At 35.1% G+C, this 21214-nt stretch carries 18 protein-coding genes; 7 read left to right on the top strand and 11 right to left on the bottom strand.

Annotated features, from left to right (window positions below; translation table 11 throughout):
* Positions 1 to 24 precede the first annotated feature (24 nt).
* The 3 genes from BTR34_RS07615 to purN form a co-directional block, all read right to left on the bottom strand.
* The gene (locus tag BTR34_RS07615; RefSeq protein WP_068485504.1) at positions 25 to 951 is read right to left on the bottom strand and encodes a PfkB family carbohydrate kinase; all 927 of its coding nucleotides are present in this window, start codon (positions 949 to 951) and stop codon (positions 25 to 27) included.
* 115 nt (positions 952 to 1066) lie between these two features.
* Complete coding sequence (locus BTR34_RS07610; protein WP_068485502.1) at positions 1067 to 1702, bottom strand: ribonuclease H1 domain-containing protein; 636 nt, start codon at positions 1700 to 1702, stop codon at positions 1067 to 1069.
* Positions 1702 to 2277, bottom strand: a complete 576-nt coding sequence (gene purN, locus BTR34_RS07605; RefSeq protein WP_068485501.1) for a phosphoribosylglycinamide formyltransferase — start codon at positions 2275 to 2277, stop codon at positions 1702 to 1704. Before purN ends, BTR34_RS07610 begins: the two co-directional genes overlap by 1 nt.
* Positions 2278 to 2567: 290 nt before the next feature.
* Here purN and BTR34_RS07600 point away from each other — a divergent pair, with 290 nt between their 5' ends.
* The 5 genes from BTR34_RS07600 (at position 2568) to pyk (ending at position 6926) form a co-directional block, all read left to right on the top strand.
* A complete protein-coding gene (locus BTR34_RS07600; protein WP_068485500.1) occupies positions 2568 to 2801 on the top strand; it encodes an acyl carrier protein in 234 nt (77 codons plus the stop codon).
* A 107-nt stretch (positions 2802 to 2908) separates the two neighbouring features.
* Positions 2909 to 4159 (top strand): beta-ketoacyl-ACP synthase II, encoded by a 1251-nt coding sequence (gene fabF, locus BTR34_RS07595; RefSeq protein WP_068485498.1) that lies wholly within the window; start codon positions 2909 to 2911, stop codon positions 4157 to 4159.
* 7 nt (positions 4160 to 4166) lie between these two features.
* Positions 4167 to 4901 carry a ribonuclease III gene (gene rnc, locus BTR34_RS07590; protein ID WP_068485496.1) on the top strand — a complete coding sequence of 245 codons (735 nt, stop codon included), beginning with the start codon at positions 4167 to 4169 and terminating at the stop codon, positions 4899 to 4901.
* 115 nt (positions 4902 to 5016) lie between these two features.
* Positions 5017 to 5481, top strand: coding sequence for an IPExxxVDY family protein (locus BTR34_RS07585; protein WP_068485494.1), 465 nt, complete (start codon positions 5017 to 5019; stop codon positions 5479 to 5481).
* Positions 5482 to 5483: 2 nt separating this feature from the next.
* Positions 5484 to 6926: a pyruvate kinase gene (gene pyk / locus BTR34_RS07580; RefSeq protein ID WP_068485492.1), complete on the top strand. Its 1443-nt coding sequence runs from the start codon at positions 5484 to 5486 to the stop codon at positions 6924 to 6926.
* Positions 6927 to 7000: 74 nt separating this feature from the next.
* Here pyk and BTR34_RS07575 read toward each other — a convergent pair whose 3' ends face one another.
* From BTR34_RS07575 to dinB, 6 genes are all read right to left on the bottom strand, one after another.
* Positions 7001 to 7525 carry a PAS domain-containing protein gene (locus BTR34_RS07575; RefSeq protein ID WP_068485490.1) on the bottom strand — a complete coding sequence of 175 codons (525 nt, stop codon included), beginning with the start codon at positions 7523 to 7525 and terminating at the stop codon, positions 7001 to 7003.
* Between the two features lie 252 nt (positions 7526 to 7777).
* Positions 7778 to 9226: a TolC family protein gene (locus tag BTR34_RS07570; protein WP_068485489.1), complete on the bottom strand. Its 1449-nt coding sequence runs from the start codon at positions 9224 to 9226 to the stop codon at positions 7778 to 7780.
* Positions 9213 to 12461: an efflux RND transporter permease subunit gene (locus BTR34_RS07565; protein ID WP_068485487.1), complete on the bottom strand. Its 3249-nt coding sequence runs from the start codon at positions 12459 to 12461 to the stop codon at positions 9213 to 9215. The genes BTR34_RS07570 and BTR34_RS07565 overlap by 14 nt, the downstream gene beginning before the upstream one ends.
* A 21-nt stretch (positions 12462 to 12482) precedes the next feature.
* A complete protein-coding gene (locus BTR34_RS07560; RefSeq protein WP_068485485.1) occupies positions 12483 to 13568 on the bottom strand; it encodes an efflux RND transporter periplasmic adaptor subunit in 1086 nt (361 codons plus the stop codon).
* 151 nt (positions 13569 to 13719) lie between these two features.
* Positions 13720 to 14133 (bottom strand): hypothetical protein, encoded by a 414-nt coding sequence (locus BTR34_RS07555; protein ID WP_068485483.1) that lies wholly within the window; start codon positions 14131 to 14133, stop codon positions 13720 to 13722.
* Positions 14134 to 14242: 109 nt separating this feature from the next.
* On the bottom strand, positions 14243 to 15346 hold the full coding sequence (gene dinB, locus BTR34_RS07550; RefSeq protein WP_068485481.1) for a DNA polymerase IV: 1104 nt from the start codon (positions 15344 to 15346) through the stop codon (positions 14243 to 14245).
* A 52-nt stretch (positions 15347 to 15398) separates the two neighbouring features.
* Here dinB and BTR34_RS07545 point away from each other — a divergent pair, with 52 nt between their 5' ends.
* Together BTR34_RS07545 and BTR34_RS07540 are read left to right on the top strand one after the other, a co-directional pair.
* Complete coding sequence (locus BTR34_RS07545) at positions 15399 to 15872, top strand: CYTH domain-containing protein (protein WP_068485479.1); 474 nt, start codon at positions 15399 to 15401, stop codon at positions 15870 to 15872.
* Positions 15869 to 16357, top strand: a complete 489-nt coding sequence (locus BTR34_RS07540) for a YciI family protein (RefSeq protein WP_068485477.1) — start codon at positions 15869 to 15871, stop codon at positions 16355 to 16357. Before BTR34_RS07545 ends, BTR34_RS07540 begins: the two co-directional genes overlap by 4 nt.
* A gap of 293 nt (positions 16358 to 16650) precedes the next feature.
* Here the strand turns inward: BTR34_RS07540 and BTR34_RS07535 are convergent, their stop codons facing one another.
* Together BTR34_RS07535 and BTR34_RS07530 are read right to left on the bottom strand one after the other, a co-directional pair.
* A complete protein-coding gene (locus tag BTR34_RS07535) occupies positions 16651 to 18054 on the bottom strand; it encodes a TolC family protein (protein ID WP_068485796.1) in 1404 nt (467 codons plus the stop codon).
* Positions 18055 to 18061: 7 nt separating this feature from the next.
* Positions 18062 to 21208: an efflux RND transporter permease subunit gene (locus BTR34_RS07530; protein WP_068485475.1), complete on the bottom strand. Its 3147-nt coding sequence runs from the start codon at positions 21206 to 21208 to the stop codon at positions 18062 to 18064.
* Positions 21209 to 21214 lie beyond the last annotated feature (6 nt).

Genomic DNA, 21214 nt, shown 5'->3' with positions numbered 1-21214 from the left:
CCCCATAAAAAAGGGGCTAGGGGATTATTGTAATTCAATTTCAAACTGGGTCAATTTTTTAAACTGATGTAGTCTATTTCTAATTTCTTTATGTTCCAACTTAAGCATTCTTTCTGTACCAAATTTCTCGACACTAAAAGAAGCAAGGTTAGATCCGTGTATTATTGCCTTTTTCATATTTTCGAAAGAACTATCGTCACTGGCGGCTAAGTAACCCGAAAAACCACCTGCAAAAGTATCACCTGCACCTGTTGGGTCAAAAACTTCTTCTAAAGGTAAAGCTGGGGCGAAGAATATTTGGTCTTCATTAAATAATAAAGCACCATGTTCTCCTTTTTTAATTACTACAAATCTAGGTCCCATTGTAAATATCTTTTGAGCTGCTTTTACTAAAGAATATTCTCCGGTTAATTGTCTTGCCTCTTCATCATTAATAGTAAGGACATCTATATGTTTAATGACCTCCAATAAATCGTTTAAAGCATTGTCCATCCAAAAATTCATGGTATCCAATACTATTAGTTTTGGTCGTTTTTTCATCTGATTAATTACACCTAGCTGAACAATTGGGTGAAGATTACCTAACATTACAACATCAGCATCTTTATAAGCAGCCGGGACAACAGGGTTAAAGTCAGCTAAGGTATTTAATTCGGTAACTAAAGTGTCTCTTGAGTTTAGATCGTTATGGTATTTACCTTTCCAAAAGAAGGTTTTTCCACCTTTAACTATCTCAAGTGCGGTAATATCAATATTTCTTTCTGTAAATAAATCCAAATAATCTTGTGGAAAATCATCACCGACAATTGAAATAATAGCTGAATCTACTTCAAATTGCGATGCAGCTAAACCAATATACGTAGCGGCACCCCCCAATATTTTATCCGTTTTGCCAAAAGGAGTTTCAATGGCATCAAAAGCAACAGTACCTACTATTAAAAGTTTACCCATAAAATTGTAAAAAATTTAAGCTGCAAAGATAGGGATTTGACTGGCTAATTAAAATCGTTTTTTGATTACAGATAGTAATGGTATACTAAAGTATTAAAGAGAGCAAAAATCCCAATTATTTCCTACCAAAATCGGCAGGTATTTCTCCCCAAGCCTTGGTTTCCCATTTTACTATCCTTGTAGTATATTGATTATTTTTTAACCAGTTTACTGCTCTATCTATAAGTTCAAATAAGTCTTTATTTTTTGTAGATGCAGTCAATTTGGTATTACAGTTCTTTTTGCGAACCCAGCTCATTGCCGTTCTAGAATCCGTATAAATAATGCGGTCGCTGTTGCGCTCTTTTAAAAATGCGAGCCCGTGAACAATGGCTAAAAATTCACCTATATTATTCGTGCCCTGCGGAAAAGGACCTTGTCTAAATAATTTTTTACCAGTTTTAGTGTCTACACCTTGGTATTCCATAACACCAGGATTTCCACTAGATGCTGCATCTACAGAAATTGAATGGTAGTTAGGCTGGCCAATGCGTATTAATTCTTCTTTAGATAATGTGGGTCCTGTTTTCTTCTTTCCTTTAAAATCTGCATAATTGCCATTGTAGGCTTTTTTTGCAGCATCAAAAGATTCAAAAGATTTGTATTCGGCACCCGCATAGTTAGTAATAGATTTCTTGCATGCTGCCCAAGAATCAAAAATACCGGGCTTTTTGCCTTTCCAAACGACATAGAATTTTCCTTTTTTCGCCATTACTGTTTCAATAAAATTGCATCAATAACTTTTGGGAAGTATTCATATTCTAACTGGTGTACTTTAGAAGCGATATTTTCTACCGTGTCATTACTTTCTATGACAGTTTTTGCCTGTTCTATTATTGCGCCTTCATCGTAATTAGCGTTTACATAATGTATAGTAATGCCTGTTTCTTTTTCGTTATTCTCTTTTACAGCAGTATGAACATGCATACCGTACATACCCTTTCCGCCATATTTTGGTAAAAGTGCTGGGTGTATGTTTACAATTTTATTTGGGAAGGCACTTGTAATAGCTTCGGGCATTTTCCAAAGAAAGCCTGCCAAAACAATAAGGTCTGGATGAAGAGATTGCAACATTTTTAAAATAAAATCACTTTTAGAAAAGGCCTGTCTGTTAAAAAAAAGTGCATTTATTCCAAGTCTATTGCACCGTTCAATGACTTTGGCATCGCTTTTGTTAGTTAAAACACAGGATATAGTAACGTCCTTTCGAGATTTAAAATAGTTGGCAATGTTTTCAACATTAGACCCGGAACCCGAGGCAAAAAGAATAATTTGTTTGGTTTTCAATAGAAATGGTCTTTAATAAGAGAGCAAGAAATTAATTAATTTCGGATTTAAAAAGTAAACAAATTAGCTTGTCAGAATTTAGAAAAAAACGAATAACATTATAGTTCTAATACCTCGCCACTTCTTCAATACCTTTTTGCAACGTTACCGAAATAAAATATTAATATGGTAAAATTAGTGCACTTGTCTTTAATTTTATTAAATTACCATACATTTTAACGACAATTAGTGTAATTAAACCAAAGTTTTTTATTTTTGCCTTCAATTTAAATTTTAAAACAAATATTATTATGTCAGACATTGCATCAAGAGTTAAAGCTATCATCGTTGATAAATTAGGAGTTGATGAGAACGAAGTAGTTACGGAAGCTAGTTTTACTAACGACTTAGGCGCGGACTCATTGGATACAGTTGAGTTGATAATGGAATTCGAAAAAGAATTTGATATTCAAATTCCGGACGATCAAGCCGAAAATATCGCAACTGTTGGTCAAGCGATCAGCTATATACAAGAAGCTAAGTAAATCATGTATTCTTAGATAGAATTCAAATTATCCATGTGGTAAATGCTCCACATGGATAATTTTTTTTAATTTACGCTTGGTTTAGATTTAAACAAATAAGAAGTTAAATGCAGTTAAAGCGAGTTGTAGTTACAGGATTGGGGGCACTTACCCCAATAGGTAATAATATAGAGGAATATTGGAATGCATTGGTAAACGGCAAAAGCGGTTCTGCACCAATAACCTATTACGATACAGAAAAGTTCAAAGTTAAATTTGCGTGTGAGTTAAAGAATTACAACACCGAAGATTATTTTGACAGAAAAGAAGGCCGTAAGCTGGATAGATTTGCACAGTATGCACTTGTATCGTCAGATGAAGCCATTCTTGATTCTAAATTAGATTTAGAAAAAGTCGATAAATTTCGTGTTGGGGTTATTTGGGGAGCAGGTATTGGCGGTTTAGAAACTTTTCAGAATGAAGTGATGAATTTTGCTAATGGAGATGGTACTCCTAGGTTCAATCCGTTCTTTATACCAAAAATGATTGCAGATATTGCACCAGGGAATATATCCATAAAGCATGGTTTTATGGGGCCTAATTACACAACTGTTTCGGCATGTGCATCTGCAGCAAATGCGATGATAGATGCTTTAAACTATATACGTTTAGGACATTGTGATGTTATTGTAACAGGTGGTAGTGAAGCTGCCGTAACTATTGCAGGTATGGGTGGTTTTGGAGCAATGCACGCATTATCTACTAGGAACGAAAGCCCGGAAACGGCTTCAAGACCTTTTGATGCAACCAGAGATGGTTTCGTATTAGGAGAAGGAGCAGGTGCTTTAGTTTTAGAAGAATATGAACATGCAATTGCAAGAGGAGCAAAAATATATGCTGAAGTAGCAGGAGGCGGAATGTCTAGTGATGCTTACCACATGACCGCTCCTCACCCAGATGGAATTGGAGTAGTGCGTGTTATGGAAAACTGTTTAAGGGATGCAGGCTTATCTATAGAAGATGTTGATGCCATAAATACACATGGTACTTCAACACCTTTAGGAGATGTTGCAGAACTTAAGGCAATTACCCAAGTATTTGGAGATCACGCTAAGAATATAAATATCAATTCTACCAAATCAATGACCGGGCACTTATTAGGTGCTGCAGGTGCTATTGAGGCAATTGCTTCAATTTTGGCAATGGAGCATGGTATAGTACCACCAACAATTAACCATACTACGGTAGATGAGAACATAGATCCTAGTTTAAACCTTACATTGAACAAAGCTCAAAAACGAGATGTGAAAGTGGCTATGAGCAATACATTTGGTTTTGGTGGCCATAATGCGTGTGTAGTTTTTAAAAAATTAGATTAATAGTTTTATGTCTTTTCCCACAAACTTATTTAATTCCCATCCAAAAGAGGATGGGGATTTTTTTTTGGGGGTGACCAAAATTTTAGGATTTAAACCCAAAACATTATCATTTTATAAAAAGGCCTTTTTGCATAGGTCAATGAATAAAAAAGATGATAACGGAAATGCAATGAATTATGAGCGGTTAGAATTCTTAGGAGATTCTATGTTAGGAACCATAATTTCAAAACATCTTTATAAAGAGGTTCCAGAAGGAGACGAAGGTTACCTTACTAAAATGCGCTCTAAAATAGTAAGTCGCGAACACCTAAATGAATTAGGAAAAGATTTAGGATTAATAAACTTTGTAGAAAGTAGAATACCTAAATCTCATTTTGGTCAAAATATACATGGGAATGTTTTTGAGGCCTTGGTAGGTGCAATTTACTTAGATAGAGGATATAGTTACTGCGAAAAATTTATTCAAAAGAGAGTAATTGGGCCTTATGTGGATATTGAACAATTGGAGGGTAGAGTAATCAGTTATAAAAGTCTGGTAATAGAGTGGTGTCAAAAGCAAAAGAAAACTTTTGATTTTGATGTTTATGAAGATACGGGTAATGATCCGTTAAAACATTTTGCCGTAAAGCTTTCTATTGGTGGCAATGTGGTTTCAAAAGCAAGAGCTACTTCAAAAAAGAAAGCAGAAGAACGAGCTTCAAAAAGAGCATTCTTTGCACTTCAAGACAAAATGGAGAACTAATCTTCAGTCAAAATATTAAAATGCTAACATTTTAATAACTTTTGTTGTGTTTTAATCGATTTATGAAACTAGGCATTGAAGCTTATTAGTTTTATATTTACCGTTTTCTTTTAGTATGGCAGCTATTTATAAAATAAATGAAGATTTTTACGACGAATCTTTTATAGTTATCGCATTACATACTACTTTAGAAGATTATGCTTTAGTATATGGTTTAAATGATACTATTAAGGCAAGATTTGTTAGAGCAAGAAAAAATTTTAATCTAGCTGAAAATAAATCATTCCCATTTTTTGAATGGGATGATCAATTTCATGATATGTATTGGGTATTAGTGTCTAACCACAGCAGTGAACAACAACAAATACTTAATAATGATTTATTCCAAAACGAAGCAACGTATACTAAACCAAGGTTAATACCTGAGTATAAAGACGTTGATTATCTATTAAAAATAGAAACGGATAAGGAATTTGACACAAGCAAATTAATTAAAAACATACTTATGTTGCCACGAGTCATGGCAGCGTATGAAATAAGTACAGATAAACTAAAATCCAAAAACAACTTAATTTTTTAAAAATGCCAACTGTAAAAAAGACGAAAATTGTAGCCACATTAGGGCCTGCAACGAGCAAGAAAGAGGTACTCAGGAGCATGATTGATGCAGGAGTAGATGTATTCAGAATAAATTTTTCACATGCCGATTATGATGATGTAAAAGAGCGTGTAACCATGATACGTGAATTAAATGCAGAAATGGAAACAAATACTTCCATTTTAGCAGATTTACAAGGCCCTAAATTACGTGTAGGGGTAATGGCAGGTGATGTCGTTGTAAGTCCTGGAGATGAAATAACATTTGTTACTGGCGCCCCATTTGAGGGTTCTGCAGAAAGAGTTTACATGAATTATAAAGAATTCCCTAGAGATGTGAAGGCTGGGGAGCGCATTCTTTTAGATGATGGTAAATTAATGTTTCAAGTGGTGAAAACCAACGGCAAAGATGAAGTACTGGCCAAGGTAATACAAGGCGGACCGTTAAAGTCAAAAAAGGGTGTTAACTTACCAAATACTAATATTTCTTTACCTGCTCTAACAAAAAAGGATATTAAAGATGCTGAATTTGCAATTTCTTTAGAAGTAGATTGGATAGCACTTTCTTTTGTCCGTTTTAGTCAAGATTTAATTGACCTTCAAAATATCATCAATAAGCATTCTCCTCATAAAATTCCAATAATAGCCAAGATTGAAAAACCAGAGGCAGTTGAAAATATTGATAAAATTGTTGCTTATTGTGACGGACTTATGGTTGCTCGAGGCGATTTAGGTGTTGAAGTTCCTGCACAAGAAGTACCGTTAATTCAAAAGCAATTGGTGCTTCGTGCTAAAAAAGCTAGAATTCCGGTAATTATTGCTACCCAAATGATGGAAACAATGATTACTAGCCTTACGCCAACAAGAGCTGAAGTAAATGATGTAGCCAACTCGGTTATGGATGGCGCTGATGCTGTAATGTTGTCTGGAGAAACTTCTGTTGGGAATTATCCAGTACAAGTAATTGAAAAAATGGCCAGTATTCTTGAGAGTGTCGAGGGTTCAGATTTAATACATGTACCACACGACCCACCTCATATTCGAACAAAAAGATATATTACAAAATCTATTTGTTATCATGCGGCTTTAATGGCAAATGAAATTAAAGCAAAAGCTATTTCAACTTTAACAAATAGTGGATATACTGCTTTTCAAATTTCTGCTTGGAGACCCAGTTCACATATTTTGGTTTTCACCTCTAATAAAAGAATTCTAACACAATTAAATTTATTATGGGGTGTAAAAGCATTTTTCTATGATAAAGATGTTTCTACAGATGATACTATAGATGATGTAAACCGTATTGCCTTCAATAAAGGATATTTGCAAGTTGGTGATATGCTAATAAGTCTTGCTGCTATGCCAATGAAAGATAAAGGTATGGTAAATACATTAAGAGTAACAGAAATAGAATCTGGCGATATATAGTTAGATTTCAAAATATAATTTCACAAAAAAGGGTCGCAACATAGCGACCCTTTTTACTGTTTTGCCTATAAAAATTAAGCAACTTCTTTCTCAAAAGCTATAAAATTAACTACATCACCTTTTTTATCAAATACAGGTTGTCCCTGAATCCAGCACTTATAGGTAGACCCATCTTTTCTATAATTGACCACCGTAACCTCAAAAGGTTTTTTTTCTTTAATTGCATTAGAAACAATTTTCAGTGTAGTTGAAGATGTTAAGTCACCTTGAAACATTTTAGGACTTTTGCCTATAATTTCTTCAGGTCGGTATTGGCTCATATTCCACATATTTTGGGTAGCAAATACAATATTTAATTTGGCATCTGTTACTACAACAACATTCTTGTCTATTTTTAATTTAGTGTCGATAATTTTTGTATCAATATTCCAAGAATTTGCAGAAACTATTCTTAATAAAGAATCAACATCTTTTTCGGTTTGTTTTATTTCTTCATAATTAGAAGCATAAAAGTCCCAAGAAATAACGGGTAACATAATAAAGCTCAAGCTTTTTCTAAACTTGATCACCGCGTTGTCGTAATCTTTTAAATCAATCATTTTATGTAGTTTAGAGATATTTTTTTCATAAGAATTTGCTATAAAACTAAAATAATACCAGTTATAGTTAAAATTTTCGGATAGGATTAGTAGTATTGTTTAAGTGTTCTGTACATATACTTTAAAAAATCATTAAAAAGATTGAACATTAAACAGTTGTTTTTTCTAAAAAAAACTTCTAAAACAATTAAAAACCCTAATAGACTCAATCCCTATTAGGGTTAAAATTAGTTTTTATTAGTTATAAACCCGTTACTTCCATCCGCCGCCTAAAGCTTGGTAAATATTTATCCTTGCCATTAATTGGTCTTTTTTAGTTTCTACCAATTCCATTTTAGATTCAAGTGCTTCACGTTGCGTTAACAATACTTCAATATATTCAATTCTTGCTGATTGAAATAACCGTGTAGATAAATCAATAGATGCTGTCAATGCCTCTACTTGGTTTTCCTTCAAAGCATAACTCTGCTTTAGATTTTCCATTTTAGACAATTGATTTGTTACTTCTATAAAACCGCTTAAAATTGCTTTTTCATATTCATATACTGCTTGAATTTGCTTGGCATTAGCAGTATTATAATCAGCTTTAATTGCATTTCTATTTATCAGCGGTCCAACAACATCACCTACCGCACTGTATATTAAAGATGCCGGGGTCTCTGTTAAGTACTTAGGTTTAAATGCTTGTAGGCCTAACCCAGCTTTTAATCCAACAGAAGGATAAAAATTTGCCCTTGCCACTTTAATATTTAGTTTTGCAGCTTCTAACTCATATTCCGCTTGTTTTATATCTGGTCTATTTTGTAGTAATTGGGAAGGTATACCGGAGAAAATTGTATCCAATTGTGTATCCGTAAAACCTTCAGAATTACGAGCAATCTGTTGCGGTTGTCTGCCGATTAAAAAATTAAGCTTGTTTTCAATTTCAACAATTTCTTGTTGCACTTCAAACTTATGGCTTTGATTCTTTAAAACTTCGGCCTCAAATCTTTTTACGGCAAGTTCAGTAGCACGAGCGGCTTCTTTTTGTAAACGTACCATTTTAAGAGCATTGCCTTGTAACTCAAGGTTTTGTTCAATAATAGCCAATTGATTGTCTAATGCAATAAGCTCATAATAAGAATCTGCTATTTCTGCAATAAGCCTGGTCACCATAAAGTTTTTACCTTCAATGGTAGATAAGTATTCTAAAGCTGCAGCTTTTTTAGAGTTGCGTAGCTTTTTCCAAACATCAAGTTCCCAAGAAGCAAATAGTCCTGCAGAGAAATCAGTTAAAGGTTCGGGAAATTCTTCACCTTCTTTAACTTCCAGGTTTTTCTCTACAGAGCCATTACGAGTATATTCTCCAACTTTTTCAACCTCGGCACCAGCACCATAACCAATAAAAGGTAAATATTCCCCTTTTCTGGCCTTCACTTCATTTTGTGCAACATCAATTTGCTGCATCATTATACGTAGTTCTTGATTATTAGTCAATGCGGTGTCAATCAGTTTTGTTAGGTTTTCATCTTTGAAAAAATCCTTCCATTTTAATTGGGCACTGTTTGTTGAATCTATTGCTTGATCAACATACTGTGAAGGCAAATTATTATTTGCCTCTTTCAAATCTTTTGTAGGTACACAGGAATAGAATACACCTACGTTAATAAGAACCACTAAAAGCAGTTTTACATGCTTAATGGTTTTTTTAATTTTGATCATTTTCTTCTTTTTTGGTTAGTTTTTTAATCATTTGTTTTAACTCACGAAGCTTTTGGCGTGTTTTACCTTCGCCTTCACTGACACGTATAAATTCTTCTGAAATTGGCTCAAATGACTCGTCTTTTATTAGACCTCTTCCTTCAGCAAGTTTGGCAAATACAAAATAGAGACCAGGAATTATAATAACTCCGAATATTGTTCCAATTAACATACCGCCAAGAGCAGAGCCACCAATGGTACGGTTACCAATTGCACCAGCGCCAGACGCAATTACTAAAGGGATTAACCCGGCAATAAATGCAAAAGAGGTCATTAAAATTGGCCTAAATCTAGCTTTGGAGCCTTCAATAGCCGCTTCTAAAACCGTTGCCCCTTGTCGTTGTTTTTGAACAGCAAATTCAACAATTAATACCGCGTTTTTACCAAGGAGACCAACAAGCATAATAACACCAATTTGGGCATATACATCGTTTGCCAATCCGGTCATTTTTAGCAGAAGGAAAGAGCCGAAAATACCAACAGGTAAAGAAAGAATTACTGCAAAAGGAAGTAGAAAACTTTCGTATTGAGCAGCAAGCACGAAATAAACGAAAATCAATACTACGATAAAGATGTATAGCGATTCGTTACCTCTGCTCGCCTCGTCATATGATAATCCTTCCCAAGCAATATCATAACCTCTTGGAAGGGTTTCTTTGGCTACTTCTTTTATAGCTGTAATAGCATCACCAGTGGTAAACCCTTTTGCAGGTAGGCCGTTTATGGCTGCAGAGTTGTAAAGGTTGTATCTAGTAATCTCGTTTGGTCCCAATTTCTTTTCCATGGACATGAATGCAGAATATGGAACCATTTCGCCTTCTTCATTCTTTACAAACAATTTTTCTAGATCAGAAGGAAGCGCTCTATACTCGGGCGCGGCTTGGGTATACACTTTAAAGAATCTACCAAAACGAATAAAACCTTGCTCATATGTACTACCTATAAGTATGTTTAGGTTTTCCATTGCTTTACCAATACTTACCCCTTTTTGCATGGCAATTTGGTTATTGATTTTCAATTCGTATTGCGGATAATTAGCAGAGTAGAAGGTAAAAAGTCCGGTTAGTTCTTCACGCTCTCCAAGAGCTTTCATAAAATCGTTGTTGATTTTTTCGAAAACATGATAGTCCGTGTTTTCGGTTTTGTCAAGTAAACGCATAGAGAATCCGCCAGAAGAACCAAAACCTGGAACAGCAGGAGGTTCAAAATATTCAATTACCGCGCCTAAGTCTTTTGTTTCTTCCTCTAATTCTTCCATGATTTCGTGCACCGAATGATTACGTTCGGACCATGGTTTTAAGTTAATTAAACAGGTACCGGCGTTTGAGCCCCTACCTTCTGTCATAATTTCATAACCAGCCAAAGAAGAAACCGATTCTACCCCTTCCATTTCTTCGCATATTTTCTGCAGTTTTCTAGCAACATCATTTGTACGCTCTAAAGTAGCACCAGGAGGTGTTTGAATAATGGCATAGATCATACCTTGGTCTTCGTTAGGTATAAAACCAGCAGGTAGCGTTTTATTAGTAATAAAAATACCTGCACAGAAAGCAATAAGAATACCAAAAGTAACTACGCGCCTTGCTACAATTTTGTTTAATAGTTTAACATAACTTCCGGTTAAACGTTCAAAGCCAGTATTGAACCAGTTAATAAATTTATCAATTGGAGATTTCCGTTTTTCCTTACCATGGTTATTTTTCAACATCATAGCGCAAAGAACAGGAGTAAGGGTTAGTGCTACAATTGCTGAGATTATAATAGATCCAGCCATGGTAATAGAAAATTGCCTGTAGAATACCCCAACTGGGCCAGACATAAATGAAATAGGAATAAATACAGAAACCATAACCAATGTTATGGCTACAATGGCACCACCAATTTCGCCTAATACTTCTGAAGAAGCTTTATAGGGTGATAAATTTTTTTCTTCCATTTTTACGTGGACCGCCTCTACCACCACAATGGCGTTATCGACCACAATACCAATAGCTAGCACTAAAGCAAATAACGTAATTAGGTTTATGGACAACCCGAACATTTGCATTACAAAGAACGAGCCTATTAAAGAAACAGGTACTGCAATAATAGGTATTAAAGTAGAACGCCAATCTCCTAAAAATAGGAATACTACAATTGCCACTAAGATAAAGGCATCTCTTAATGTGTGTAATACCTTTTCTATTGAGGCATCTAAAAAGTTAGATACATCGTAACTTACTTGGTAATCTACACCAGGAGGTAAGTTTACCTTTAGTTCTTCTAACTTAAGTTTTACAGCATCGATTACATCTTTACCATTACTACCTACAGTTTGTTTAAGAATCATAGAAGCCGAAGGGTGGCCATCTAGGTTAGAGTAAATATCAAAAAACTCACTTCCTAACTCTACCTCGGCAACATCTTTTAGTTTTAAAATTTCACCTTCTTCGTTAGCTCTTACAATAATGTTTTCATATTGCTCAGGTTCATTATACCGCCCTTCATAGGTAAGCACATATTCCAGTGATTGCGATTTTTTACCAGAACTACCACCTAGTCTACCTGGTCTGGCAATTATGCTTTGTTCTTGCATAGCCTCCATAACTTCTTCTGCAGACACATTATAGGCACGCATACGATCTGGTTTTAACCACACACGCATAGCATATTTTCTACTACCTAATATTTGAGCACTTGCAATACCGTTAATACGTTGAATTTCAGGTACAATTTTGGTGTACGCATAGTTGTAAAGAAAAAGCTCGTTGTCTTCTTCATTATTACTATACAGGTTTACGTACATTAACATACTTGGTTGTACAGGTGTAATTACTACCCCTTCCATTTGTACCAATTCAGGTAAGTTTGGCATTACTTGATCTACTCTGGTTTTCACCCTTACAACTGCTTGGTCGGGATCTGTACCAGGTTCGAAAATAATACGTAAAGTTCCTTCACCGGCACTTGTAGCATCAGAGGCTACATAACGCATACCTTGTACACCGTTTATGGCAGTTTCTAAAGGAATAATTGTTGAATTAATAAGTACATCTGCACTTGCGCCAGGGTAAGCAATGAAAATGTTTACCGTAGTAGGGGCAATTTCTGGGAACTGAGAAATTGGTAATTGTTTTATTGCCAATAATCCTGTAAAAACTATAATTACCGAAATAACAATAGCCAAAACTGGTCTATGAATAAATCTTTTGAACATTTTTTATGTATTTGGATATTGTTATTCTGTGTAAAGATCTAAGCTCGATAATACCTTTTTAGGGGCAACAAACTCAGACGCTATTTGTTGGTTGTCTTTAACCATACGTATGCCATCAAGCAGAATTTTATCTTTTTCATTTAAGCCTTTGGTTACTACAAAAAGATTTGGCATTTCACCGCCAATGATTATTTCGCGTTGTTTTACAACATTGTTTTGATCTACAACAAAAACGAATTTTTTATCCAAAATTTCAAATGTTGCTTTTTGGGGAATTATCAGTGCATCTTTAAAAGGGATGGTCATTAAAATACTGCCAGTTTCTCCGTGTCTTAATATTTTATCTGGATTAGGAAAAGTAGCTCTAAAAGCAATGTTGCCCGTTTCATTGTTGAATTCTCCTTCTATAGTTTCAACAATTCCTTTTTGGTTGAATTCTTTGTTATTCGCCAATAGAAGACCAACTTCTTTTTTTACGTCTTTATCGGTGCTTATGATATAGTCTAAATATTCAGCTTCTGGCACATTAAAATAAACCCACATTTTAGTGTTGTCCGATAGGGTGGTCAATAATTCACCTTCATCTAAAAGACTCCCCTCCCTTACATGTAAATGGTCCATAATGCCATCAAAAGGTGCGCGAATATCCGTAAAACCTAAATGAGTTTGTGCCAAAGAAACTTCTGCATTTGCCTTGTCTAAATTAGCTTTAGCCATAGCAAGTTCATTTTTAGAGACAACATTACCGTCCGCTAATAACTGTGTATTTTGAAGCTCTATTTCTGCAACCTTAGCTTCTGCGCTTGCCTTCTGTAAATCTGCTTGATATATGTTTGGCATAATATTGAACATTTTTTGCCCTTTTTTCACCTCTTGACCCTCATCAACGTGAATTTCCTTCAAATATCCTTTCTCAAGAGCTCGTAGTTCAATATGCCTTATAGAGTGTATTTGGCTTACGTAATCTTTGGTAATAGACGTGTCCATTTTTATAGGACTGGTCACTAAAAATTTGGCATGTTCTTCTTTTTTTTCTTTTTTAGATTCACAGCTTGTTGAAAAAAACAAAACACTCACGACTGCGAACAGGAGAAATCTCTTGGTCATAATTTTAATATTAAATGGATTGGAAAATTTAAATTTTGAAATGCGGACACGCATTACATTTGGGTACTTTATAGACGCAATAGCTTACGGTTAAGAGTACCGGATGTGAAAGACTAGAGCAATATTGATAAAATCAAATGCTCAATACTAATTATAAACGAAAAACTTGGTATAACACAAACCGCCTATTGGCCGTTGGTAAAAAAGTAAATAGCCCTTGTAGATTTTTGCTATTCTTTAAATAACTATAAAAATATAATAATGATAAAAGATAAAAGGCGGTAGTAATATAGGTAGTGAAAAAACTACTTTTAATAAAGTTGGTTTTACTTTCCTCTTCTTTTATTTCGGCGACATCTATTTCTAATATCTTACTGTCTTGCTCTAAAGCACCTGTAATGTTCGCCTTATGTTGTTGATTAGTAGTATTTACAGCTACTGAAAATTGTTGTCCAGTTTTTTGTAAAGAGTTTTGCCCCAAATCGTTGTTAGCAAATAGAGGGCTGTATACACTTGAAAGTAGTACACAGAGAGAAAGAAGTAACTTTAAAAAACTCTTATTCATTTAAGTGGCCAAAATTATTCTAGAGAAACCTACTGTACAAGTAATTGCAGTTAATTTTTGTTAACATTTTTAAATATTATTTAAATAGTTGAAAATGAGTAGATAACCTTTAGAAATCGAATTTTAATTGCACTAAAATTGATTTATCGTCAACCTTTTTATTTGTTTTATCATCTGTATTTAAGTTAGAAAGCGAAATACCGAGTAGTCGAACAGAGTTTTGTAGCTCTTCTTGATATAAAAGATTTTTAGCGGTTTCTAAAATAAGATCTTTGTCTGCGATAAAATAGGGCATTGTTTTACTTCTTGTATTTAAAGTAAAATCGCTGTATTTTATTTTTAACGTAATTGTTTTACCTGCAATTTTAGATTTGGTAAGTCTTTTTTCTAGTTCTAGTGCAATATGTTCTAAACGTTCTAGCATAAAAACCTCACTACTTAGGTTTTCATTAAACGTACGTTCTGCGCCAACAGATTTAGGTATGCGGTGCGGTTTAACTTCACTATTATGAATACCACGTACTACATGATGATAATAGGGTCCACTTTTTCCAAAGTTATCTGCAAGAAACTCTATTGATTTTTTCTTGAGGTCATTCCCGGTAAAAATGCCCAGTTTGTACATTTTTTCGGCAGTAACTTTACCAACACCATAAAATTTCCTGATATCTAATTCTTCTAAAAACGGAATTACCTCTTCAGGGTTTACCGTTTTTTGCCCGTTGGGTTTATTGATATCACTGGCGATTTTGGCAATAAATTTGTTGATAGATATACCTGCAGATGCATTTAACCCTGTTTTTTCTAGAATACGTTGTCTAATTTCAGTAGCAAGCATAGTGGCAGAAGGGTAGCCTTTTTTATTGACGGTTACATCTAAATAAGCTTCATCAAGAGAAAGGGGCTCTACTAAATCGGTATATTCATAAAATATGGATCGTATTTGTTTTGAGATTTCCTTGTAGCGTTCAAATCTTGGTTTTACAAAAGTGAGGTTAGGACAATTTTTTTTGGCTTGAACTCCGCTCATGGCACTACGAACACCATATTTTCGAGCTTCATAATTGGCGGCTGAAACAACACCTCTTATTTCAGAACCCCCTACGGCCAAAGGTTTCCCTTTTAAATCGGGATTATCTAGTTCTTCTACAGAGGCATAAAACGCATCCATATCAACATGAATAATTTTTCGAATTGGTAATTCATTGGGCATAAGCAAATTTAAGACTTATCTTAGTTTATGGATAGTAGTTTCAACCATTCTTATGATAGAAATAGAGCGTAAGTTTTTAGTAAAATCTGATGATTATAAGTATAAAGCAAGTTCCAAAACACGAATAGTGCAGGGCTTTTTAAACACTGACCCAAATAGAACGGTAAGAGTTAGGATAAAGGGCGATTTAGGTTTCATTACCGTTAAGGGTAAATCTAACGAAACAGGAACTTCTCGGTTTGAATGGGAAAAGGAGATTGCCGTAGAAGAAGCGGATGCATTATTAAAATTATGTGAAAAAGGAATTTTGGATAAATGTAGATATGAAATCCCTATAGGGAATCATGTATATGAAGTTGATGAATTTTATGGTGATAATTTGGGGTTAATTATTGCTGAAATAGAGCTAAATTCTGAGGAGGAAAAATTTGACAAGCCTACTTGGTTAGCAGCAGAGGTAACAGGGGAGATTAAGTATTATAATTCTCAATTAAGTAAAACCCCTTATAATAAATGGCAAAGATGAGACATATATTAGCAGTAATAGTATTGATTTTAATGGTTTTTTCTTGTGGTAAAAATGAAAAAGTAATCGATAAAAAAGAGATTAAAGAAGTAAAATATTCTGCTCAACAAAAAAAGTCGGATCTTATAGAAAGGGGATTTCAGATTTTTGATTATGTTGACGAAGAAACAAAGGATACAGTGCTTATGCAAGAGTACTTCATTGCTTTTTTAAAAAGTGGACCTAACCGAAATCAACCAAAAGCGGAGGCAGATAGTTTACAAAAATTGCACATGGCACATTTAGGTAAAATGTACAAACTTGGTTATGCTGATATTTCTGGCCCATTTGGTGATGATGGCGAAATAAGAGGTATTACAATTTACAATACGCCAACAATGTATATGGCAGATAGTTTGGCAAATGCAGACCCTATGGTAAAAGCTGGGCGCTTGGTTATAGAAATACATCCTTGGTGGGCTGCAAAAGGATTTGGTCTTCGCTAGAGCTATAAAAATTGGTTTGTATAAATTCTTCTAACTCCTTAAAGAGGAACACTAATTAATGTTCTAATAATTCTTCTATGGTATAACTATCATAGAAATCATGATTATATAAAAGAGAAACGTAACCTAGAACGATATTACTTTTATTTTCAAATATAGTTTACAATTTTTTACAGATGTCAAGGGTCTTGTCCACATCATCCATTAAGACCCTTTTACATCCATATTTAGAGAAAAGCGCTAACGCTTGCTCACTATATTCACTTCTTTTTAGCATTCTAATAAGCATTAACCTATTGCCATCCCCCACCAAGAGAACGATATAATTCAACCGTTGCCGATAATTGTGAAAACTTGTTGTCAACTAGATTTAGCTCTGCATTTAAAGAATTCTCTCTAGCTGTTAAAAGATCTAGATACGTTAAATATCCACTATTCAATAATTCTTCAGAATTGCTTTCAGCACGTTTCAATGCTAATACTTGCTTAGAGATAAATTCTTCTTTTTCAACTGCAATATTGTAGTCATATAAAGCTTCAGATACTTCTTTGCCAGCAGTTAAAAGCGTTTTTTTGAAACTCAATAAAGACTGTTCTTGTTTTACTTGTGCAACCTCATATGCCGTTCTAATTTTTCTACCGTTAAAAATCGGTTGTGTAAGTCCGCCTACCAAGTTTGCAAATATCGAACTAGAATCTATCCAATTATCAAACTCTAAACTTTGAAATCCGCCTTGTGCCGATAAAGTTATTGATGGGTAGAAATTACTTCTGGCCACGTTAGTTAGTTCAAAACTGTTCACTAAGTTATATTCTGCCTGCATAATATCTGGCCTATTGCGAAGTAAAAGCGCTGGCACCCCAAGTTGTATTTCACTAGCTAGAGATTGGTCATCGAGGGTGCTACGAGAATATATCTGCGGTTGTTCACTTAATAAAATACTTAAGGTGTTTTCTGCTTGATATAGTAAATTCCTTATATCCAATAATTGACTCTGAGCGCTATATAATTGTGCTGCAGTTTGGTCAACACCCACTTGGTTTGTTAGTCCGGCCTCTTTTAAGGCAGTAATAGTCTCTAAACTTTTAGAGCGGTTTTCAATCGTTTCTTCGGTAACTGAAATCTGCTTATCCAAAGCCAAAATATGATAGTAAGTAGTAGCAATTTGCGCCACTAAACTAGTCTTCACAGCCTTATGGGCCGCTATAGTTTGCAAGTAATTAGCATCGCTAGCACGTTTTGTACTTCTAATTTTACCCCATATATCTGCTTCCCAAGAGGCAGTACCAGAAGTTTCGAATTGATTAAAAGGTTGCACAAAAAAGCTTCCAAATTGTCCGTTCTCGCTAGTTCTAGCAGTTCTTGTAGCAGTTGCAGAACCATTAACGGTGGGCAAATAGCCGGCTTTACCCTGCTTAACATAAGCCTCTGCAGCCGCAATACTTTGTAGCGCAATACGAATATCAAGGTTGTTTTCCAATCCTTTTTGAATATAGCTCTTCAAATGAACATCTGTAAAAAGGTCTTGATAAGAAACCGAAGCGAAAGATATACTGTCTTGCGGTAGTTGATCTGTTCTATAAAGATTTTCCGTTTCTACATTTGGCCGCTCGTATGTTTTAGCTGTAAAACAAGACTGCAACAATAATGGCAGAAATACAACCAAAATAAGTTTATTAGATATTAATTTATTCATGATTTTTTTAGTTCTTAATTTCTTCAATAGTTACTTGTGGCGCACCAGTTATACGCTCTTGTAAAGTTTGGAAAATAACATATAATGCTGGTATCACAAATACACCGAATATGGTACCTATTAGCATACCGCCAACAGCACTCATACCAATAGACCTATTACCTACAGCACCAATACCCGATGATAAGGCCAATGGCATTAAACCAAGAATAAAGGCGAACGAGGTCATTAAAATAGGTCTAAGTCTTGCTTTTGCACCGTCAATGGCAGAATCAATAATTGACATACCGTGTTTTCTACGTTGCAATGCAAACTCTACAATAAGAATGGCATTTTTAGAAAGCAGACCAATAAGCATAATTAAAGCAATCTGAAAATATATATTGTTTTCAAGTCCGGCCAAACTTACAAAACCAATAGCACCTGCAATACCAACAGGTAGTGATAGTAAAATTGAGAATGGTACTATATACGATTCATATTGAGCACTTAATAGGAAATAAACAAATACCAAACTCAAAATAAAAATGAGGATGGTTTGGCTACCTGCACTATTTTCTTCTTTGGTAAGACCAGAATACTCGTAGGTGTAGTTGTTGGGCAATACCTCTGCCGCAACCTCTTCAATTGCTTTAATAGCATCACCTGTTGAGTAACCTGGGTTCATAGCTCCGTTAACTTTTACAGAACTTAAAAGATTAAATCTACTTACTACTTCGGGGCCATAAATTTTATTTAACGATACAAATTGAGATACGGCAACAGATTCACCATTGGCATTGGTCACGAAAATATGGTTCAATGAATTTTCATCGGCTCTATCTTCGGGTTTAGCTTGGATCATTACGCGGTATTGCTTTCCAAACTTATTAAAATCTGTAGTGTATAGGCCACCATAATACCCTTGCATAGCGCTGAAAATATCAGTTACGGCCAAGCCTGCCATTTTTGTTCTCTCCGCATCTACCTCTAATTCATACTGAGGGAAATTGGCGTTGAAGTTGGTAATAGCATATTGTACCTCTGGTCGTGCGTTGATAGCAGCTAAAAACTCATTGGTGACTTTGTTTACGGTTTGCCAATCATCAGCATCTTTACTTTGCAAGTTCATTTCAAAACCGGTAGAGTTACCAAAACCACGTACACTTGGTGGCGTAAAGAAGAATATTTTGGCATCTTTTAATCCCGCTGTTTTAGCGAATAGGCTTCCTACTACTTCTTGAACAGATTCTCCTTCATCTTTGCGTTCGCCCCAATCTTTTAAACGAATTACGGAGAAACCATAAGAACCACCGTTTACACCATTTAAAATACTGAAACCGGTAATGTTCATTCTAGCTTCTATGATATTCATAGATTGGTAAATAGAATCTAACTGCTTAACCGTTTTTTGTGTCTGCTCTAATGTAGTACCAGGAGGCATCGTAACATCGGCAAATACAATAGCCTTATCTTCATTTGGAATGAATCCGGTTGGTGTAGTTTGGAACAACACGTACGCTATCACTCCAAAAACTGCAATAGAAATCCATGTTACCCATTTTCTTTTCGCAATGAATTTTACAGAACTTATATATTTATCGGTTACAGCATCAAAGCCAGTATTGAAAGCGGAGAAAAAGCGTTTTCCAATACCTTTTTTATGTTCTTCCGATGGGTTATGGGGTTTTAATAAAAGTGCAGCCAAAGCTGGACTCAAGGTTAATGCGTTAACCGCGGAAATAAGGATTGCAATTGCCAACGTAATACCAAACTGTTGGTAGAACACACCCGACGACCCACTAATGAAGGATACTGGTATAAATACAGCGGACATTACCAATGTAATCGAGATTATAGCCCCTGAAATTTCGGACATAGCAGATTTTGTTGCTTTTTTGGCATTGGTAGCACCTTCCTCCATTTTCGCATGAACAGCTTCTACAACTACGATCGCATCATCGACCACGATACCAATGGCGAGAATCATTGCAAATAAGGTAAGCATGTTAATGGAGTATCCAAATAGAGACAAGAAGAAAAACGTACCGATAATTGCTACAGGAACAGCAATTGCGGGGATTAAAGTGGACCTAAAATCTTGTAAGAAGATAAATACCACTAAGAAAACCAATAAGAAGGCTTCAATTAAAGTTTGAATAACATGTTCTATAGACGCACTTAAGAAATCTTTGGTGTTATAAGGAATTACATAATCTAATCCTTTGGGGAAATCCGCTTTGCTCTCGTCAAGAATAATTTGAATTTCATCGATAATGGCATTTGCATTAGACCCTGAAGTTTGAAAAATACCAACGGCCGTCCCGGGTTTTCCCATACCTTCGTTTTTAGTGCCATAATTAAAAGCACCTAATTCAACTTCAGCTACATCTTTAAGACGCAAAAACTGTCCGTTTTCTTGAGCTCTAATAATGATATCTTCATATTCGGCTTCTTCGGAAAGGCGACCTTTATATTTTAAAACATATTCATATACTCCATTAGCATTTTCACCAATTTTACCGGTTGCTGCTTCGAGATTTTGTTCCCTAAGTGCATTTTGAATATCAGATGGCATAAGTTTGTAAGCGGCCATTTTTTCCGGGTTCAGCCATATTCGCATAGAATAATCCTTAGCACCAAAAACGGTAACATTACCCACACCCTCAATACGTTGTAATTTAGGTACGATATTAATACGTGCATAGTTTTCTACAAATGTTGCATCATACTCATCGTTATCTGAGAATAATGAGAAGAAAAGTAAAGCACTAGTTTGCGACTTTTGGGTGGTTACTCCGGTTTGTACAACGGCTTGTGGTAATATACTGTTAGCTCTAGCAACTCGATTTTGAACATTTACTGCCGCAATATCTGGATTGGTACCCAATTTAAAAAATACGTTGATAGTGGCATTACCGTCGTTACTAGCGTTAGAGGTCATGTACAGCATATCTTCAACACCATTAATCTGTTCCTCTAAAGGAATAACAACACTTTTAAGTACTGTTTCTGCGTTAGCACCTGTATAGGTACTAGTAACTTGCACCGTTGGTGGGGCTATTTCTGGATACTCTTCAATAGGTAAGGTTGTTAACCCTAAAATGCCTAGAATGACTATAAGGATCGAAATAACCGTAGACAGTACGGGACGATCAATAAATTTTTGAAACATTGTTCT

Source organism: Maribacter hydrothermalis, assembly GCF_001913155.1.
In the GTDB taxonomy this organism is placed as follows: domain Bacteria; phylum Bacteroidota; class Bacteroidia; order Flavobacteriales; family Flavobacteriaceae; genus Maribacter; species Maribacter hydrothermalis.
This window is presented reverse-complemented; position numbering and strand designations above follow the sequence as displayed.

Coding starts and splice junctions, on each gene's coding strand:
- BTR34_RS07530 (WP_068485475.1), bottom strand. CDS start 21,208: ATGTTTCAAAAATTTATTGATCGTCCCGTACTGTCTACGGTTATTTCG.
- BTR34_RS07570 (WP_068485489.1), bottom strand. CDS start 9,226: ATGATCAAAATTAAAAAAACCATTAAGCATGTAAAACTGCTTTTAGTG.
- BTR34_RS07545 (WP_068485479.1), top strand. CDS start 15,399: ATGATAGAAATAGAGCGTAAGTTTTTAGTAAAATCTGATGATTATAAG.
- BTR34_RS07565 (WP_068485487.1), bottom strand. CDS start 12,461: ATGTTCAAAAGATTTATTCATAGACCAGTTTTGGCTATTGTTATTTCG.
- BTR34_RS07555 (WP_068485483.1), bottom strand. CDS start 14,133: ATGAATAAGAGTTTTTTAAAGTTACTTCTTTCTCTCTGTGTACTACTT.
- BTR34_RS07535 (WP_068485796.1), bottom strand. CDS start 18,054: ATGAATAAATTAATATCTAATAAACTTATTTTGGTTGTATTTCTGCCA.
- BTR34_RS07600 (WP_068485500.1), top strand. CDS start 2,568: ATGTCAGACATTGCATCAAGAGTTAAAGCTATCATCGTTGATAAATTA.
- BTR34_RS07610 (WP_068485502.1), bottom strand. CDS start 1,702: ATGGCGAAAAAAGGAAAATTCTATGTCGTTTGGAAAGGCAAAAAGCCC.
- dinB (WP_068485481.1), bottom strand. CDS start 15,346: ATGCCCAATGAATTACCAATTCGAAAAATTATTCATGTTGATATGGAT.
- rnc (WP_068485496.1), top strand. CDS start 4,167: ATGTCTTTTCCCACAAACTTATTTAATTCCCATCCAAAAGAGGATGGG.
- BTR34_RS07540 (WP_068485477.1), top strand. CDS start 15,869: ATGAGACATATATTAGCAGTAATAGTATTGATTTTAATGGTTTTTTCT.
- BTR34_RS07560 (WP_068485485.1), bottom strand. CDS start 13,568: ATGACCAAGAGATTTCTCCTGTTCGCAGTCGTGAGTGTTTTGTTTTTT.
- fabF (WP_068485498.1), top strand. CDS start 2,909: ATGCAGTTAAAGCGAGTTGTAGTTACAGGATTGGGGGCACTTACCCCA.
- BTR34_RS07575 (WP_068485490.1), bottom strand. CDS start 7,525: ATGATTGATTTAAAAGATTACGACAACGCGGTGATCAAGTTTAGAAAA.
- pyk (WP_068485492.1), top strand. CDS start 5,484: ATGCCAACTGTAAAAAAGACGAAAATTGTAGCCACATTAGGGCCTGCA.
- BTR34_RS07585 (WP_068485494.1), top strand. CDS start 5,017: ATGGCAGCTATTTATAAAATAAATGAAGATTTTTACGACGAATCTTTT.
- BTR34_RS07615 (WP_068485504.1), bottom strand. CDS start 951: ATGGGTAAACTTTTAATAGTAGGTACTGTTGCTTTTGATGCCATTGAA.